General features: G+C 74.6%; 15 protein-coding genes and 1 tRNA gene. 14 read left to right on the forward strand and 2 right to left on the reverse strand.

What is annotated here, in order from left to right; all coding sequences use genetic code 11:
* Position 1 precedes the first annotated feature (1 nt).
* The 9 genes from galU to ACGFSC_RS39485 all read left to right on the forward strand — a co-directional run bounded on the left by galU (position 2) and on the right by ACGFSC_RS39485 (position 8550).
* Entirely contained in the window at positions 2-922 is a 921-nt protein-coding gene (galU, locus tag ACGFSC_RS39445) for a UTP--glucose-1-phosphate uridylyltransferase GalU (RefSeq protein ID WP_359899794.1), read from the forward strand.
* Between the two features lie 34 nt (positions 923-956).
* Positions 957-2294: a gephyrin-like molybdotransferase Glp gene (gene glp, locus ACGFSC_RS39450; RefSeq protein ID WP_359899792.1), complete on the forward strand. Its 1338-nt coding sequence runs from the start codon at positions 957-959 to the stop codon at positions 2292-2294.
* A 127-nt stretch (positions 2295-2421) separates the two neighbouring features.
* On the forward strand, positions 2422-2862 hold the full coding sequence (gene moaC, locus ACGFSC_RS39455) for a cyclic pyranopterin monophosphate synthase MoaC (RefSeq protein ID WP_380635337.1): 441 nt from the start codon (positions 2422-2424) through the stop codon (positions 2860-2862).
* The gene (locus ACGFSC_RS39460) at positions 2859-3407 is read left to right on the forward strand and encodes a MogA/MoaB family molybdenum cofactor biosynthesis protein (RefSeq protein WP_359899788.1); all 549 of its coding nucleotides are present in this window, start codon (positions 2859-2861) and stop codon (positions 3405-3407) included. Before moaC ends, ACGFSC_RS39460 begins: the two co-directional genes overlap by 4 nt.
* Positions 3404-4030, forward strand: a complete 627-nt coding sequence (locus ACGFSC_RS39465) for a GNAT family protein (protein ID WP_359899884.1) — start codon at positions 3404-3406, stop codon at positions 4028-4030. The genes ACGFSC_RS39460 and ACGFSC_RS39465 overlap by 4 nt, the downstream gene beginning before the upstream one ends.
* A 150-nt stretch (positions 4031-4180) precedes the next feature.
* Complete coding sequence (locus ACGFSC_RS39470; RefSeq protein WP_359899787.1) at positions 4181-5182, forward strand: hypothetical protein; 1002 nt, start codon at positions 4181-4183, stop codon at positions 5180-5182.
* Positions 5183-5264: 82 nt separating this feature from the next.
* Positions 5265-5338: transfer RNA gene (locus ACGFSC_RS39475), tRNA-Ala, on the forward strand.
* Between the two features lie 359 nt (positions 5339-5697).
* Positions 5698-6891 (forward strand): glycosyltransferase 87 family protein, encoded by a 1194-nt coding sequence (locus ACGFSC_RS39480; RefSeq protein ID WP_359899785.1) that lies wholly within the window; start codon positions 5698-5700, stop codon positions 6889-6891.
* A 42-nt stretch (positions 6892-6933) separates the two neighbouring features.
* Positions 6934-8550 carry a DUF2079 domain-containing protein gene (locus tag ACGFSC_RS39485; protein ID WP_359899783.1) on the forward strand — a complete coding sequence of 539 codons (1617 nt, stop codon included), beginning with the start codon at positions 6934-6936 and terminating at the stop codon, positions 8548-8550.
* Between the two features lie 66 nt (positions 8551-8616).
* Here the strand turns inward: ACGFSC_RS39485 and ACGFSC_RS39490 are convergent, their stop codons facing one another.
* Positions 8617-9498: a peptidase gene (locus tag ACGFSC_RS39490; RefSeq protein WP_359899781.1), complete on the reverse strand. Its 882-nt coding sequence runs from the start codon at positions 9496-9498 to the stop codon at positions 8617-8619.
* Positions 9499-9500: 2 nt separating this feature from the next.
* The gene (locus ACGFSC_RS39495; RefSeq protein WP_359899779.1) at positions 9501-10829 is read right to left on the reverse strand and encodes a VWA domain-containing protein; all 1329 of its coding nucleotides are present in this window, start codon (positions 10827-10829) and stop codon (positions 9501-9503) included.
* Between the two features lie 164 nt (positions 10830-10993).
* On the opposite strand from ACGFSC_RS39495, the gene ACGFSC_RS39500 reads away from it, so the two are divergent.
* From ACGFSC_RS39500 to ACGFSC_RS39520, 5 genes are all read left to right on the forward strand, one after another.
* A complete protein-coding gene (locus ACGFSC_RS39500) occupies positions 10994-11845 on the forward strand; it encodes an ABC transporter ATP-binding protein (protein WP_359899777.1) in 852 nt (283 codons plus the stop codon).
* Positions 11842-12528 carry an ABC transporter gene (locus ACGFSC_RS39505; RefSeq protein WP_359899775.1) on the forward strand — a complete coding sequence of 229 codons (687 nt, stop codon included), beginning with the start codon at positions 11842-11844 and terminating at the stop codon, positions 12526-12528. The genes ACGFSC_RS39500 and ACGFSC_RS39505 overlap by 4 nt, the downstream gene beginning before the upstream one ends.
* Positions 12529-12701: 173 nt before the next feature.
* Positions 12702-13205 (forward strand): DUF1269 domain-containing protein, encoded by a 504-nt coding sequence (locus ACGFSC_RS39510; protein WP_359899773.1) that lies wholly within the window; start codon positions 12702-12704, stop codon positions 13203-13205.
* 131 nt (positions 13206-13336) lie between these two features.
* A complete protein-coding gene (locus ACGFSC_RS39515) occupies positions 13337-14671 on the forward strand; it encodes an FtsW/RodA/SpoVE family cell cycle protein (RefSeq protein ID WP_359899771.1) in 1335 nt (444 codons plus the stop codon).
* A gap of 50 nt (positions 14672-14721) precedes the next feature.
* The gene (locus ACGFSC_RS39520) at positions 14722-16176 is read left to right on the forward strand and encodes a penicillin-binding transpeptidase domain-containing protein (protein ID WP_392865039.1); all 1455 of its coding nucleotides are present in this window, start codon (positions 14722-14724) and stop codon (positions 16174-16176) included.
* The last annotated feature ends 112 nt before the right edge of the window (positions 16177-16288 follow it).

Below are 16288 nucleotides of genomic sequence, written 5' to 3' on the forward strand. Positions count from 1 at the left end.
CATGACGACGACCAACTCCCGAGTTCCGGTAACCAAGGCCGTGGTACCCGCGGCCGGACTGGGCACCCGCTTCCTCCCGGCGACCAAGGCCACCCCGAAGGAGATGCTCCCGGTCGTCGACAAGCCGGCGATCCAGTACGTCGTGGAGGAGGCCTCCGCCGCGGGCCTGTCCGACATACTGATGGTCACCGGCCGCAACAAGCGCGCCCTGGAGGACCACTTCGACCGCGCCTACGAGCTGGAGGAGCTGCTGGTCCGCAAGGGCGACGAGCAGCGCCTGGCCCGGGTGCGCGAGTCCGTCGAGCTGGCCAACATGCACTACGTCCGCCAGGGCGACCCGAAGGGCCTCGGCCACGCCGTCTCGGTCGCCGAGCAGCACGTCGCCGGCCAGCCCTTCGCCGTCCTGCTCGGCGACGACCTGATCGACCCGCGCGACCCGCTGCTCTCCCGGATGATCGAGGTGCAGCAGCAGCTCGGCGGCTCGGTCGTCGCCCTGATGGAGGTCGACCCCTCCCAGATCCACCTCTACGGCTGCGCCGCCGTCAAGGCGAACGGCTTCGGCGAGGACGTCTTCCAGGTGACCGACCTGGTCGAGAAGCCCGAGCCCGGCGAGGCCCCGTCCGCCTACGCCGTGATCGGCCGCTACGTCCTCGACCCGCTGGTCTTCGACGTGCTGCGGGAGACCCCGCCCGGCCGCGGCGGCGAGATCCAGCTGACCGACGCCCTGCGCGAGCTGACCAACCGCGAGGCCGCGGACGGCGGCCAGGTGCACGGCGTGCTCTTCAAGGGCCGTCGCTACGACACCGGCGACCGCGCCGACTACCTGCGCGCTATCGTCCGTCTGGCCGCCGAACGCGAGGACCTGGGCCCGGAGTTCCGCTCCTGGCTGCGGGAGTTCGTCGGCTCCGAGATGCAGGCCTGACGCAGGACCGACCACGACAGAGAGCGAGCCGCCGATGACCGGGTCCACCGAGCCCAGCACCACGCCCAGCGCCTGCTGCGACGCCGGAGCGGACCCGGCCCCGGCGGCCCCCCGCCTCTGGACGGTGGACGAGCACCTCGCCGACGTGCTGGCCGCGGTCGGCCCGCTGCCCGCGATCGAGCTCCAGCTGCTCGACGCCCAGGGCTGCCGGCTCGACGAGGACGTGATCGCCGACGGCGACCTGCCGCCCTTCGACAACAGCTCGATGGACGGTTACGCGGTCCGCACCGCCGACACCGAGGGCGCCACCGACACCTACCCGTCGGTGCTCTCGGTGGTCGGCGACATCGCGGCCGGCGCCGACGAACTGCCCAGGGTCGGCCCCGGCCAGGCCGCCCGGATCATGACCGGAGCCCCGCTGCCGCCCGGCGCCCGGGCCGTCGCCCCGGTCGAGTGGACCGACGGCGGCACCGGCACCGGGGTGGCCGCCGCCGCGATGACCGCGCCGGTCCCGGACGAGGAGGTCCGGGTCCTGCGCCCGGTCGCCGAGGGCGCGCACATCCGCCGCCGCGGCAGCGACGTCACGGCCGGCACCCGGGTGCTGGAGGCCGGCACCCGGCTCGGTCCCGCCCAGCTCGGCCTGCTCGCCGCGATCGGCCGGCCCACCGTGAAGGTCCGCCCGCGGCCCCGGGTCGTGGTGCTGTCCACCGGCAGCGAGCTGGTCCAGCCCGGCGAGCCGGTCGGCCCCGGGCAGATCGCCGACTCCAACAGCTTCACCCTCACCGCGGCCGCCCAGGAGGCCGGCGCCATCGCCTACCGGGTCGGCGCCGTCCCGGACGAGGCCGAGCGGCTGCGCGCCGTCCTGGAGGACCAGCTCGGCCGGGCCGACCTGATCGTCACCAGCGGTGGGGTCAGCGTCGGCGCGTACGACGTGGTCAAGGAGGTCTTCGAGTCCTACGGGGGCGTCGACTTCCGGCGCCTGCGGATGCAGCCCGGCAAGCCGCAGGGCTTCGGCCGGATCGGCGGCGCGGCCGGGGTGCCGCTGCTCGCCCTGCCCGGCAACCCGGTGAGCGCCTACATCTCCTTCGAGCTCTTCGTCCGTCCGGTCATCCGCACCATGCTCGGCGCCGCGCAGGTGCACCGCCCGGTCGTCCGCGCGCTCTGCCCGGCGGCGCTGCGCTCCCCGGCCGGCCGGCGGCAGTTCCTGCGCGGCCGCTACTCGGCGGCGGACGGCACGGTGGAGCCGGTGGGCGGCGCCGGGTCGCACCTGGTCGGCGCGCTGGCCCGGGCGAACTGCCTGATCACCGTCCCCGAGGACACCACCGCGCTGCCGGCCGGCAGCGAGGTGGACGTGGTGTTGCTGGACTCCTGATCGGCTCCCCGGACCGGGGAACGGTACGGTAGCGCGGTATTCGACCTGCGCGCCCCTGGAGTTCCCCGTGACGACACCTCTCCCCGGCGACCGCCTCACCCACGTCGACGACCAGGGCGCCGCCCGGATGGTCGACGTCTCCGAGAAGGCCACCACCGCGCGCACCGCGGTGGCGGCCGGCCGGGTGCGGGTCTCCCCGCAGGTGGTCGAGCTGCTGCGCGGCGAGGGCGTGCCCAAGGGCGACGCCCTCGCGGTGGCCCGGATCGCCGGGATCATGGGCGCCAAGAAGACCCCGGACCTGATCCCGCTCTGCCACCCGATCGCGGTCTCCGGCGTCAAGGTCGACCTCGCCGTCGCGGACGACGCGGTCGAGATCACCGCCACCGTGCGGACCGCCGACCGCACCGGCGTCGAGATGGAGGCGCTGACCGCCGTCGCGGTGGCCGGGCTGACCGTCGTCGACATGGTCAAGGCGGTGGACAAGGGTGCCACGATCGAGTCCGTCCGGGTGCTGAGCAAGACCGGCGGCAAGAGCGGCGACTGGTTCGCGCCGGAGGTGGACGCGTGACGGCGCCGGCCGGCGCGGTGCCCGCCGGGAGGGCGCTGGCCGTCACGGTGTCCAACCGGGCCTCGGCCGGGGTCTACGCGGACCGCGGCGGCCCGCTGCTGGTGGCCGGCCTGACCGCGATGGGCTTCACCGCCGACGGCCCCCGGGTCGTCCCGGACGGCGAGCCGGTGGAGGCCGTGCTGCGGGAGGCCGTCGCGGCCGGTTACGACGTGGTGCTGACCACCGGCGGCACTGGCATCTCGCCGATGGACCTCACCCCCGAGATGACCGCCCGGGTGATCGACCGGGCGGTCCCCGGCATCGCCGAGGCCATCCGTGCGTACGGCCGGGAGAAGGTGCCGACCTCGGCGCTCTCCCGCGGGCTCGCCGGGCTCGCCGGACGTACCCTGATCGTCAACCTGCCGGGCTCGACCGGCGGCGTCAGGGACGGCCTGGCCGTCCTGGAGCCGCTGCTCGCCCACGCCGTCGACCAGCTCGGCGGCGGGGACCACCCCCGGCCCGACGCCCCAGCGACCGGGGCTCCAGCATCCAGGAGCGGGCACTGAACGCCGGCTGGCCGGTAGAACTCCACGAGGGGGACGTCGTGCTGCGCCCCATCCGGGCGCGCGACCAGCGCGAGTGGCAGGAGGTGAGCCGCCGCAACCGGGACTGGCTGCGCCGCTGGGAGGCCACCGTGCCGCCCGGCCCGGCGGGTCGGGTGAGCGGCCCCCGGCCGACGTACCGGCAGATGGTCCGCTTCCTGCGCGGCGAGGCCTCGGCCGGCCGGATGCTGCCCTTCGTCGTGCTCCACAAGGGCCGCCTGGTCGGCCAGTTGACCGTCGGCGGGATCACCTGGGGCTCGATGTGCTCGGCGAACATCGGGTACTGGGTGGACGAGGACGTGGCCGGCCGCGGCATCATCCCGACCGCCGTGGCGCTTTCGGTGAACCACTGCTTCCGTACGCTCGGGCTGCACCGGATCGAGGTCTGCATCCGCCCGGAGAACGTCCCGAGCCGGCGCGTGGTGGAAAAGCTCGGCTTCCGCTCGGAGGGAATCCGGCCGCGCTATCTCCACATCGACGGCGACTGGCGCGACCACCTCGTCTACGCGCTGACCGACGAGGAGGTCCCGGAGGGGATGCTGGAGCGCTGGCGGGCGCTCAGTTCCGGGCGCGAGCGCAGTAATTGAATACATGTTCGAAAGAAATATCGATATGGCATCGGAGGGGCACCGGACCCCCACAAATAGCGGCAAAATAGTCGGAGAATCAGCTTGATCACACGACACGCCGCGCCAAATTGCTGCCAGGCCTTCCCCGGCGCCCGTACGGTGTGAATCGTGAGCAGTAGCGGCCTTATCTACGCCGTCATCGTAGGGGCCTGGGCCGCCTATCTGGTGCCGATGTGGCTCCGCAGGCAGGACGAACTCAACGAGGCGCGCCCGACGGAACGCTTCAGCACCGCCATCCGCCTGCTGGCCGGGCGTTCGGGGCTGGAACGGCGGGCGGCCCGGGCCCTGGGCGACGAACCGCGTGACGGCGAACAGAGCGACGACGGTCCTCCCGAACGGGACGGGACCTCCTCCGGCGACCCCGCGCGGGAGCCCGAACCCCCGGTGCGGCGCCCGGCCGAACGGCCGGCCCCCGAGCCGCGGGCCGGCACCGAACGCCGGGCGCGGCTGCTGGCCCGCCGGCGCCGGATGGTCACCGCCCTCTTCTTCTCCTTCGCGCTCGGCGCGGTGGTCGCCGCGGTGGCCGGACTGGCCTTCCTCTGGGTCCCGGCGGTCCCGGCGGTCCTCCTCACCGTGTACATCGGCCACCTGCGCAAGCTGGAGCGCCAGCGGTACGAGGTGAAGCTCGACCGGGTCCGGGCCGCCCAGGCGGCCGAGCGGCTGCGCAAGCGCGAGCAGCAGCGCGCCGAGGCCGCGGCGCCCGGCGCCGCCCCGGCCGAGGCCCCCGCCGCCGCGGAGCCCGCCCCGGCCGCGCCCGCCGGAGGGCGGGCCGCGCGCCGGCCGCACCTGCGGCTGGCGGCCGACCCGGAGCAGGCCACCGTCTCGGTGTCCTCCGCCTCCGCGGTGGCCGAGGCGACCGAGCACGAGGAGTGGGTCGACGGCATGCGCGAGCGCGGAGCGGCCGGCCCGGACTCCTGGGAACCGGTGCCCGTCCCGCTGCCCACCTACGTGACAGCCCCGGTCGCCCCCCGGGTCTCCCGCGGCCTCGACCTGTCGGCCCCCGGCACCTGGACCGCCGGGCGCCCCGCCGAGTCCCGCAAGACCCCGCTGTTCGACCAGTACGCCGAGCCGCACGCCCCCGAGTCGCGCCCGCGCGCGGCCAACGAATAGCCCCGGCCGCCCCCCGACCGGCACCGCGACCCGGGGGGTGGTCACGGACCCCCTCCGAAAGGTGCTAGAGTTTCTTCTCGTTGGGGCTGTGGCGCAGTCCGGTAGCGCACCTCGTTCGCATCGAGGGGGTCAGGGGTTCGAATCCCCTCAGCTCCACCCAACGGACCGGCTCAGGCCGGTCGACGAAATCCCGCCGGGAGGCAACTCCCGGCGGGATTTCGCGTTTTGGGCTCCAGGTCCGGGGCCGCCGCCACCCGGGGTTCGCTGTGGGGGAGATCACATCACCCTTCCGGGCCCGTTTCTGACGCGGTTTGGGGCTCGGAGGGGTCGGTTATGGTGGGTGGGCCCAGACGCTGACGAGGGAACGATCTGGTCTATCTCAACGGGGTGCCATCGCGGTGCGCGAGTTCGGTCTGAAACGGTGGGTGCGGCGGTCGGGTCCGGAGAATCCCGGAGGCGCAGCGGAAACCGGAAGACCGAATTCCTGGACCCTCCCGGCAGTCTGCGTGGCGGCGGTGTCACTGGCGGTGTTCGCCTGGTTCCGGCACAGCCACGGGGCCACCATGGTCGACATGCTGGTCTACCGGGCCGAGGGCCAGGCCGTCGTCCGCGGCGAGGACCTCTACGCGATGCGGCTGCCCGGCTGGGACCTGCCGGCCACCTACCCGCCGTTCGCGGCGATGCTCTTCGTGCCGAGCACCTGGTTCGACGTGAGCACCCTGCGCGTCCTGGTGATGCTCCTCAACTACGCGCTGCTCGCCGCGGCCGTGCACCTGTCGCTCAAGCTGGCCGGCTGGCCGAAGCAGCACCGGGCGGCCGTGGTGATCCTGGCGACCGGCCTGGGCATCTGGCTGGAGCCGGTCTTCACCACCTTCCAGTACGGGCAGGTCAACCTCGGCATCCTCTGCCTGGTCCTGTGGGACCTGACCCGCCCGGACCGCCACCGCCTCAAGGGCGTGGGCATCGGCCTGGCCACCGCCATCAAGATCACCCCGGGCCTGTTCGCCGTCTACCTGTTCCTGACCGGCCGGGTCCGGGCCGCCCTGGTCTCGGCCGGCACCTTCCTGGCGGCGGGCCTGATCGGCTGGGCCGTGCTGCCCGACGCCTCGTACGGGTTCTGGACCACCTACCTCTGGGACCCGAGCCGGGTCGGCGTGACCGTCCTGGTGGACAACCAGTCGCTGCGCGGCGCCGTCTGCCGGCTGCTGGACGTCAACGACCCGGGCCTGGTCGGGCTGATCGCCTCGGCGCTGGTCGCGACCTTCGGGCTCGGCGTCGCGGTGCTGGCCGGGCGCTCCGCGCGGGTGCTGCGCCGGGCCGACGCCTGGGGCGCGGTCTGCGCCGCGCTCACCGCGCTGCTGGTCTCGCCGATCAGCTGGACCCACCACTGGGTCTGGTGCATCCCGCTCCTCGCCCTGCTGGCGGTGGAGGCCAGGACCACGGCCCGGAGGGTGCTGTTCGGCCTGACCCTGCTGGTCTTCCTCTCGCACGTCATGTGGACGGTGCCGCACCGCTGGGGCCGCGGGGTCGCCTGGTACTGGCAGCTGCCCGGCGCGATCTACCCGCCGATCGCCATCGCCGTCCTGGTCGTCCTGGGCGTGCGGCTGTACCGCGCCCGGCGGCAGGCCGTGGAGGCCGCCGGCGGAGGGGTCCGGGCCCTGCTGGGCGCCAGGCTGGACCGCGATCCCGCACTGACGAACCGGACCTGACGGCCGGACCCACGGACCCAGACCGGACGGATCGGACCCGACGTGACCACCCAGACCGCACCCCCGCCGCCGGCCGCCGTGCCCGCCGCCCGCCGGCTGGCCGAGGCCGTCCTGCTCGGCCCGGCCCGGCGAACCCTGCTGCTCACCGCGCTCTGCTTCGCGGTGACCTGCGCCATCGGCCTGCAGGGCTGGACGTCCGTGTCGCTCGGCGGCTTCGACCTCGGCATCTTCGACCAGGGCGTGCGCGGCTACGCCCACTTCGGGCTGCCCGTCTCGACGCTGAAGAGCTTCCACCACGAGTTCCCGCCCGGCTTCTCGCTGCTCGGCGACCACTTCTCGCCGGTGCTGGCACTGCTCGCCCCGCTGTACTGGATCTGGGACGACCCGCGCTCGCTGATCATCGGGCAGTCGCTGCTGTTCGCGGCCGGGGTGCCACTGGTCCGGCGGATCGCCGGGTACGCCTTCGCCGCCGCCGAGCCGCGCACCGGCCGCCGGGCCGCCGACCTGGCCGGCCTGGTGTACGGCCTCGGCTGGCCGCTGCTGGTCGCCGCCCGGGTGGGCTTCCACGAGGTCGCCTTCGCGGTGCCGCTGACCCTGCTGATGCTGGAGCGCGGGCTGGCCCGCCGGTACGGCACGGTGGTGCTCGCCGCCGTACTGCTGTGCTGCACCAAGGAGGACCTCGGCCTGATGGTCGGGGCGTACGGGCTGGTGCTGCTGCTGCGCACCCGCCGTACGGAGGACCGGGCGGGCCGCTTCACCGGCCTGGGGCTGCTGCTCGGCGGGCCGGTCGCCTCGGCCGTCGCCATCACTTGGCTGATCCCGGCGATGGGCGGGCAGCCGGGCTACTACTGGAACTACGGCTCGCTCGGCACGGACGGCGGGGACGCGCTGCGCAACCTGCTGCACGACCCGTTCCTGCTGGTGCAGGCCGCCTTCGACCAGCCGCTCAAGCCGCTGCTGCTGCTGTGGCTGTTCGGCACCACGCTGCTGCTGCCGCTGCGCTCGGCCACCGTGCTGTGCGCGCTGCCGCTGCTGGCCGAGCGGATCCTGTCCAGCAACCCCAACCACTGGTCGATCGCCCGGCACTACGACTCGCTGCTGTGGCCGATCCTGCTCACCGCCGCGATCGAGGTGCTGGGCCGGCTGAGCGCCGCCGGGCGGCCGGAGCGGAGCGTGCGGCGGGCCCGCCGGCTCGGCCTCGGCGCGGCCGGGATCGCGCTGGTCGCCGCGGTGCCGATCGGGCTGCTGCCGCTGGCCGTACCGTCGTCCTGGGCGCCGAAGACGAGCGAGGCGGCGCTGGTGCGGGCGGCCGCGCTGATCCCGGACGGGGCGTCCGTCGAGGCGGACAACCAGATCGCGCCGCGGCTGACCGCCCGGGCGGACGTGGTGCTGGTCGACGGCACGCCGCGCGGGCGCGAGTACGTGCTCACCCGGGGCGACAAGCGGTCCTTCCCGTTCAAGGCGGACAAGGAGCAGGCCGAGCGGATCCGGTTGCTGCTGGCGCACGGCTACCGGCAGCTGTGGGCCGAGGACGGGGTGGTGCTGCTGCACCGGGAGGGCGACGAGCCGATCCCCGGCGAGCACGTGCCGGGGCCGGGCAGCGAGCCGGTCCAGGACGAGGTCCCGTCCGACGTGGGGCACAACCTCTTCCGCGGCTGACGGCCGCCGCCCGAACACGCCGCGGGGCCGGCCGGAACGACGTCCGGCCGGCCCCGCGGGGTTGCCTCAGGGGCGGTCGGAGCCGTTGTAGCTGCCGCTGTGGTGGGAGCCCTGGGCCGGGACGGCGCCGTAGTGGCCGGGCCGGTGGCCGCGCGGGTGCCGGGTCAGCTTGTAGCCGAGGACGCCGGCCAGCGCGGCCAGGAAGCCGCCGGCGATCGTCCAGTACCAGCGGCTGTTCCAGCCGGAGAACCAGCCGGTGTACCAGTGCTCCTCCTGGGCGACCGGGGCGGCCGCCTTGGCCGTGCTCGCGCCGCCGCCGACCGGCGGGACCAGCGGGGCCTTCAGCTCGCCGCCCTCCGGCTGGGCGTTGTCGGCGTCGCCCTTGGCGGCGACGTGCAGCTGGACCGAGGAGGCCAGGCCGAGGTCCGGCTGCGGGACGTCGCTGACCGACAGCCGCACGTAGTAGGTGCCGGGCAGCGGGTCGCCGGACCACGGCTCGGCCCAGGTGCGGACCTCGCGCAGGGTGCAGTTCAGCGCCAGGGCGGCCGTGCTCTGCTCGGCGGTGGCGTTCTGGGTGCCGGCGGTGCACGACTGCCGCCGGCGCAGCCCGTCGAAGACCTCGACGGACCAGGTCTGCGGGCCGTGCCGGTCGGCCGTGGGGGCCAGGTTGACGGTCAGGTCGACCGTCGGGGTCTGGCCCTCGGAGGCACCGAACGCCCAGTACAGGTAGTCACCGGTGGAGACGGAGACGTTGGCGTCCTGGCCGGGGGAGAGGTTGACCGCGGTCAGGAACGAGGTGCCGGCCTTGGTCGCCGGGGCGGGGGTGCCGTTGGCACTCGCCGAGGGGGACGGCGAGGCGGCCGAGGCCGCCGGGGCGCCCAGGGCGCTCAGGGCCAGGGCGGGCAGCAGGGCGAGGGCGGCGAGGGCGCCGCGAATCGTCGTACGCATGGTCAGTTCTCCCGCCAGACGGCGATCCGCCAGCGCGCGATCCAGCCGAAGACCAGACCGAAGGCCAGGCCGGCCAGGGTGAGGGTGAGCAGCAGGATCCAGCCGCGGCCGAGGCCCATCGCGGCGCCCTCCGGGGCGGGCGAGGCGGAGGCCAGGTCGACGGTCAGCTCCAGCGGCATGCCGGGGTCGGCCAGGACGCCGTTCTGCGGGGCCAGCGAGTTGCTGACGACCAGGCAGACGGTGGTCTCCGGCTTCTCCTTGGAGCCCTTCGAGGCGGTGGGGCTCGCGGTGACGTAGCCCTTGGAGTCGTCGGTGGACCAGCGCAGGCCGGTGGAGACCACGTCGGTGCGGCCGCTGCCGGCGTCGGTGCCGCGGACCAGCTCCTGGCCGGCCGCGCTGGTGGCCTGGAGCAGCACCCCGTAGTCCCGGGCGACCGGGCGGTCGAGGGCGACGCTGACCGAGGCGCGCAGTTCCTGGCCGGACTTGACCGGGACCTTGTAGACGCGGTGCTCGGAGAACTTCTCGCGGTCGGTGTAGACGCCCGGGGCGAGCACGGGGGCGCTCTCGCACTTGTCGGTGCCGGCGGTCTTGACCGGGGCCACGGTGTAGGTGTCGTTGGAGCGGTCGACCAGCTGCTTCACCTTGTCGGTGAGCTGCTCCTGGGTGCGGACGTCGGTGTAGGTGCCGCCGGTCGCGTTGGCGATGCAGAGCAGCTGCTGGCGGGTCTTGTCGTCGTGGGCCAGGCCCAGGGTGTCGACCACCAGGTGGATGCCCTGGGAGGCGAGCTCGCGGGCGACGTCGCACGGGTCGGGCGGGGTGCAGGTGTCCTCGCCGTCGGTGATCAGCACCACGCGGCGGGTGGTCTCGCCCTTGCCGAGGTCCTGGGCGGCGCCGCGCAGGGCCAGACCGATCGGGGTCCAGCCGGTGGGCCGCAGGGTGGCGACGGCGGTCTTGGCCTCGACCTTGTTGGTCCTGCCGACCGGGAAGAGCTGCTTGGTGTCCTGGCAGCCCTGGGCCTTGTCGTTGCCGGGGTAGTTCGCGCCCAGGGTGCGGATGCCGAACTCGGTCTCCGAGGGCAGTGCGTCGATCACCTCGTTCAGCGACTGCTGGGCCACCGCGATGCGGCTCTTGCCCTGGATGTCCGTGGCGGTCATGGAGCCGCTGACGTCCAGGACGAGGTCGACCCGGGGGGCCTCCTTGGATGCGGGGGCGGCCCCGGCTGATGGTTCGTCGGCGTGGGCGGGCAGGCCGAGGAGCAGCGAGGCGCCCGTTATCGCCAGGGCCGCCAGCAGGCTGCCGAGCCTGGTCTGTGGTCGTCGTCCGGTAGTCACCCGGCCGATCCTAGGGATCATCAGTTCATCGTGGCGAAACGAGTCCGGATCGTGCCTCAACCAGCTCCGGCGCGAACTCCGGCGCATCGGTGCGCAATTCGCTGACGCCGGGCTTACGCGTCGTGGATAGCCTTCCGTACGCATCGGACGGCGGAGGGGGCGCGATGGAGCTGGCGGCGGTCGGCAAGCGGTACGGGCGGCGCGGGCGGTGGATCCTGCGCGGGGTGGACCTGGCGCTCGGGCCGGGGGAGTTGGTGCGGATCGCCGGGCGCAACGGGAGCGGCAAGTCGACGCTGCTGAGGCTGGTCGCCGGGATCGAGCGGCCGAGCACGGGGCGGGTGGTGAGGCCCGGCCCGGCGGCGTACGTGCCCGAGCGCTTCCCGCCGGCGCTGCCCTTCGACGCCTCCTCCTACCTGCTGAGGGTGGGCCGGGTGCACGGGCTGTCGGCGGAGCGGGCGCGGCGGCGGGCGGGGGAGTGGCTGGACCGGTTCGGCGTCGCGGACCGGGCGGGCACGCCGCTGAGCCGGCTGTCGAAGGGCACCTGCCAGAAGGTCGCGGTCGCCCAGGCGCTGCTCCCCGAGGCGCGGGTGCTGCTGCTGGACGAGGCCTGGACCGGGCTGGACCCGCAGGCGCGGGCGGTGCTGGACGAGGCGGCCGCCGAGCGGGCGGCGGCGGGCGGCACGGTGCTGTTCGTCGACCACGACCCGGCCCGGCTGGCCGGGCTGACCAGCGCCGCCTACGGGGTCGGCACGGACGGCGTGCTGCGGCCCGTCGAGGACGGTCCCCAGGAGCCGCCGCGGGACGGGCCGGTGATGGAGGTCGAGGTGGACGTCCCGGACGGTGCCCCGCTTCCTCCGCTGCTGCCGGGGGCGCCGGAGGTCACCGCGCTGGCCGGGACGGCGGTGCGGCTGGCGGTGCCGGCCGCGCACTCGGACGCGCTGCTGCGCCGGCTGCTGCTGGGCCGCCCGGCCGTCCGGGTGCTGGCGGTGCGGCGGCGCGAGGAGGGGCAGCGGTGACGGCGCGGATCGGGGCGCTGACCCGCTACCACCTGGAGCTGCTGCTGCGCTCGCACGCCTGGCTGCCGCCGTTCCTGGCGTACGCGCTGCTGCTGGTGGTCGGGGTGGCGGCGGGCGATCCGCTGCTGGGCGGCCTCGGCTTCGGCGCGGGGGTGCTGCTGCCGGTGAGCGCCTGGTACGTGCGCAGCGTGCTGAGCGCGGAGCCGCCGGCCTCGCGGGCCTGCCTGGTGGCGGCGGCGGGCCCGGTCCGGGTCCACCTGGGGGCGCTGCTGGCGGCGCTGACGGTGTCGCTGGTGCTGGCGGCCGGCCAGGTGGCGGCGGTCTGGTGGACCAGTGGGCCGGTGGCCGACCCGGGGGCGCGGCAGGAGCCGGGGGCCGGGGCGGCGGTGGCGGCCGGTCTTGCGGCCTCGGTGGTCAGCGCGCTGCTGGGGGTGCTGGCCGGGGCGCTGGCGAACCGTCCGGTGCTGCTCCGCCCGCAGTACGGCATCCCGACGGCGCTGGGGCTGGCCACGCTGCTGCTGGTGGTGCCGGTCTCGCCGGCCAACACGGCGGTGCGCGGTCTGGTGTCGGCGGCCCGGACCGGACGGATCGAGGTGCCGTGGGCGAGCCTGTCGGCCGCCGTCGTCCTGCTGGCCGCGGTGGGGGCGGGGGTGGCGGCGCTGGCCGGGCGGCGGCCGGAGTGACGGCCCCGGGGACGGACCGGCGGGCCCGGACGATTCCGCCAATGGCGGACACACCGCAGCGAATAGTCCATAAATATGGATAACCCTCGCTAGGGTGCGGAATCGGGACACGGTGCCACCGCGGTGGCACCGGGACCCGGCCGGCCTGTCCGACACCCTGGAAGGACCCCGCAGTGAGCAACCTCTTCGCGATCGCCTACCCGGACCTCGCCACCGCCCAGGCGGTGCGCGACGAGGCGATCGGGCTCCAGAAGCAGAAGCTGATCGAGCTGGAGGACGCGGTCGTCGTCGAGCGTCGCGCGGACGGCAGGATCAAGCTGCACCAGCAGGTCAGCACGACCGGGGCGGGCGCCGCGAGCGGCGCGCTCTGGGGCGGGGTCATCGGCCTGCTGTTCTTCATGCCCCTGGTGGGCGCGGCGGTCGGTGGAGCGACGGGGGCGGCGGTCGGCGCCTCCACCGACATCGGGGTGGACGACGACTTCATGCGCCAGGTCGGCGAGCACCTCCAGCCCGGCACCGCCGCGGTCTTCCTGCTGGTGCGCAAGGCGACCGCCGACAAGGTCGTCCCGGCGCTGGCCCGGTTCGGCGGCCGGATCATCCAGACCTCGCTCTCGGCCGAGGCCGAGGCCGAGCTGAAGGCGACCGTCGAGGCCTCCCGGGCCCAGGCCGCCGTCTGACCCTCTGCCCGACCGCCGCTCCCGTCGGGGCGGACCGGCCCCGGCGCCGGTCCGCCCCGATCGGCATCCCCCGGCCGGCGGCACCGGGCCCTTCCCGATCCCCAGGACGGTCCGTGGCGACACCCTCCGCCGTGTCGAGATCCGCCGCCGGGCCGAGCCGGCCGGTGCCGCCCAGACGCACCACCGAGCTCGTCCTGGTGGTCGGCGCCGTCCTGATCGCCGTGTTCGGCTACGTCGAGGTCGGCGTCGACCTGGACGGCCGCGTCCCGGCCGACGCGGCCGAGTACGGTGCCGCGCTCGGCGTGCTCGCCCTGGCGGCGCACGCCGTGGTCCGGTGGCGGGCCCGGTACGCGGACCCGCTGCTGCTGCCGATCGCGGTGCTGCTGAACGGGATCGGGCTGGTGGTGATCCACCGGCTCGACCGGGCCACCCCGGGACGCGCCGCCGCCCCCACCCAGCTGCTCTGGTCGGCCCTGGGGGTGGCGCTGTTCATCGCCGTGGTGCTGCTGGTGCGCGATCACCGGCGGCTGCAGCGCTACGCCCACATCGGGGCGCTGGTGGCCCTGGTCCTGCTGGTGCTGCCGATCTTCTTCCCGCCGGTGTACGGCTCCCGGATCTGGATCGTGATCGGGCCGCTCTCCTTCCAGCCCGGGGAGTTCGCCAAGATCCTGCTGGCGGTCTTCTTCGCCGCCTACCTGGCGGTGCACCGGGACGCGCTGGCGCTCACCGGCCGCCGGATCCGGCGCCTGCGGCTGCCGCCGGGGCGGGTGCTCGGGCCGGTGCTGCTGATCTGGGCGGCGTTCGTCGGCGTCCTGATGCTGGAGACCGACCTCGGCACCTCGCTGCTGTTCTTCGGCCTGTTCGTGGTGATGCTCTACGTGGCCACCGCGCGCACCGGCTGGATCGCCATCGGCCTGGGCCTGGCCGCGGTCGGGGCGGTGACGGTGGGACGGCTGTCGCCGCACGTGCACAGCCGGGTCGCGGACTGGCTGGACCCGCTGGGCTCGATCGAGGCGGGCCGGGGCGCCAACCAGATCGCCCAGTCGCTGTTCGCCTTCGCCTGGGGCGGTGAGCTGGGCACCGGGCTCGGCAACGGGCACTCGGTGCTGATCGGCTTCGCCGCCAAGTCGGACTTCATCCTCGCCACCATCGGCGAGGAGCTCGGGCTGACCGGGCTGATCGCGGTGTTCCTGCTGTACGCGGTGCTGGTCTCGCGGGGCTTCCGGACCGGCATCGCGCTGCGCGACCCGTTCGGGCGGCTGCTGGCGATCGGGCTGGCCGCGATCGTCGGCCTCCAGGTGTTCGTGGTGGCGGGCGGGGTGCTCGCGCTGATCCCGCTGACCGGGATGACCATGCCGTTCATCGCCCAGGGGGGTTCCTCCGTGGTCACCAACTGGATCATCGTGGCGCTGCTCGTGCGGATGAGTGACACCGCGCGCGGGCCCGGGCCCCGGGAGGTCCGGTGACGCGCGCCCGCCCCCGGGGCAACGGCCCGCAGGGGCTGCCGGGCATCTCGGTGACCGGGCGGCGGGCGGGCACCTTCTGCCTGCTGCTGGTCGCGGCGCTGTGCGCCCAGGCCACCCGGGTGCAGGTGTTCCAGGCGAAGGAGCTCGACCGCAACAGCGCCAACCAGCGGCTCACCATCGAGCGGTACGCCCGGCCGCGCGGCGACATCCTGGTCGGCGCGGACCCGGTGACCGGCTCCGTACCGACCGGCGGCCGGTACGCGTACCGGCGCAGCTACACCGACGGCCCGACCTACGCGGCCGTCACCGGCTTCGCCTCGCAGGCGTACGGCACCACCCAGCTGGAGGGGACCGAGGACGAGCTGCTGACCGGCACCGACGGCCGGCTGGCGGGCTGGTCGCTCCTGGACGCCGTGGCCCGTCGGCAGAACCCCGGCGGGGACGTCCGCACCACGCTGAACCGGGCCGCCCAGCAGGCCGCGATGCGCGGGCTCGGCGACCGGAAGGGCGCGGTCGCCGCGATCGAGCCGGCCACCGGGCGGATCCTGGCGCTGGCCAGCACGCCCTCCTACGACCCGGGCGCCTTCGCCGGGCACGGCGCCGACGACCAGGAGGCCTGGAACCGCCTGCAGGCCGACGCCGACGAGCCGATGCTCAACCGGGCACTGCGCCAGACGTACCCGCCGGGCTCGACCTTCAAGGTGGTCACGGCCGCGGCCGCGCTGGCCGACGGGGTGGTCACCGACCCGGACGCGCCGACCGGGGCGCCCTTCCCGTACGTGCTGCCCGGCACGACCACGCCGCTGGTCAACGACACCCCGGTCTGCGACCGGCCGGGCCTGTCGCTGGCCGCCGCGATGACCGCCAGCTGCAACAGCGTGCTCGGCTACCTGGGGGTGCGGACCGGGCTGGACCGGATGGCCGGGATGGCCGCGAACTTCGGCTTCAACGACCCGGGGCTGGACGTCCCGGTGCGCGCGGCCCGGTCGAACTTCGACACCCGGATGGACGAGTCGCAGCTGGCGCTCTCCTCGATCGGGCAGTTCGACACGGCGGCCACCCCGCTGACGATGGCGATGGTCGCGGCGGGGGTCGCCAACGACGGGACGGTGATGCGTCCACAGCTTGTGGACAGGCTGACCAGGAGCGACGGCACCACGGTGCAGCTGATGCGGCCGTCCGTGTACAAGCGGGCGATGACCCCGGCGGTGGCCGAGCAGGTGCGCGGGCTGATGACGGACGTGGTGGAGAACGGCACCGGCGGCAACGCCCGGATCGCCGGGGCGGTGGTCGGCGGCAAGACCGGGACGGCCCAGCACGGGGTGGACAACAGTGGGACGCCGTACGCCTGGTTCATCGCCTGGGCCGGGCCGGCCGGCTCGGACGCGGTGCCGCCGGTGGCGGTGGCCGTGGTGGTCGCGGACAGCGGGGCCACCGATGTGACGGGTGGTGCCCTGGCCGCGCCGATCGCCCGGTCGGTGATGCGGGCGGTGCTCGGCGGGTGATCGCCGCAGGGCGCCGGCCTGCTGCTTTAATCGCCGGGAGGTAGAAGCGCCGTTTACGAAGTGTCCGGTTTGTACATCACTGTGCGCCAATTCGGACAATGCGCCGGTTGGG

The sequence above is a fragment of the Kitasatospora sp. NPDC048715 genome (assembly GCF_043198905.1).
GTDB classification, from domain to species: Bacteria; Actinomycetota; Actinomycetes; order Streptomycetales; family Streptomycetaceae; genus Kitasatospora; species Kitasatospora lactacystinica.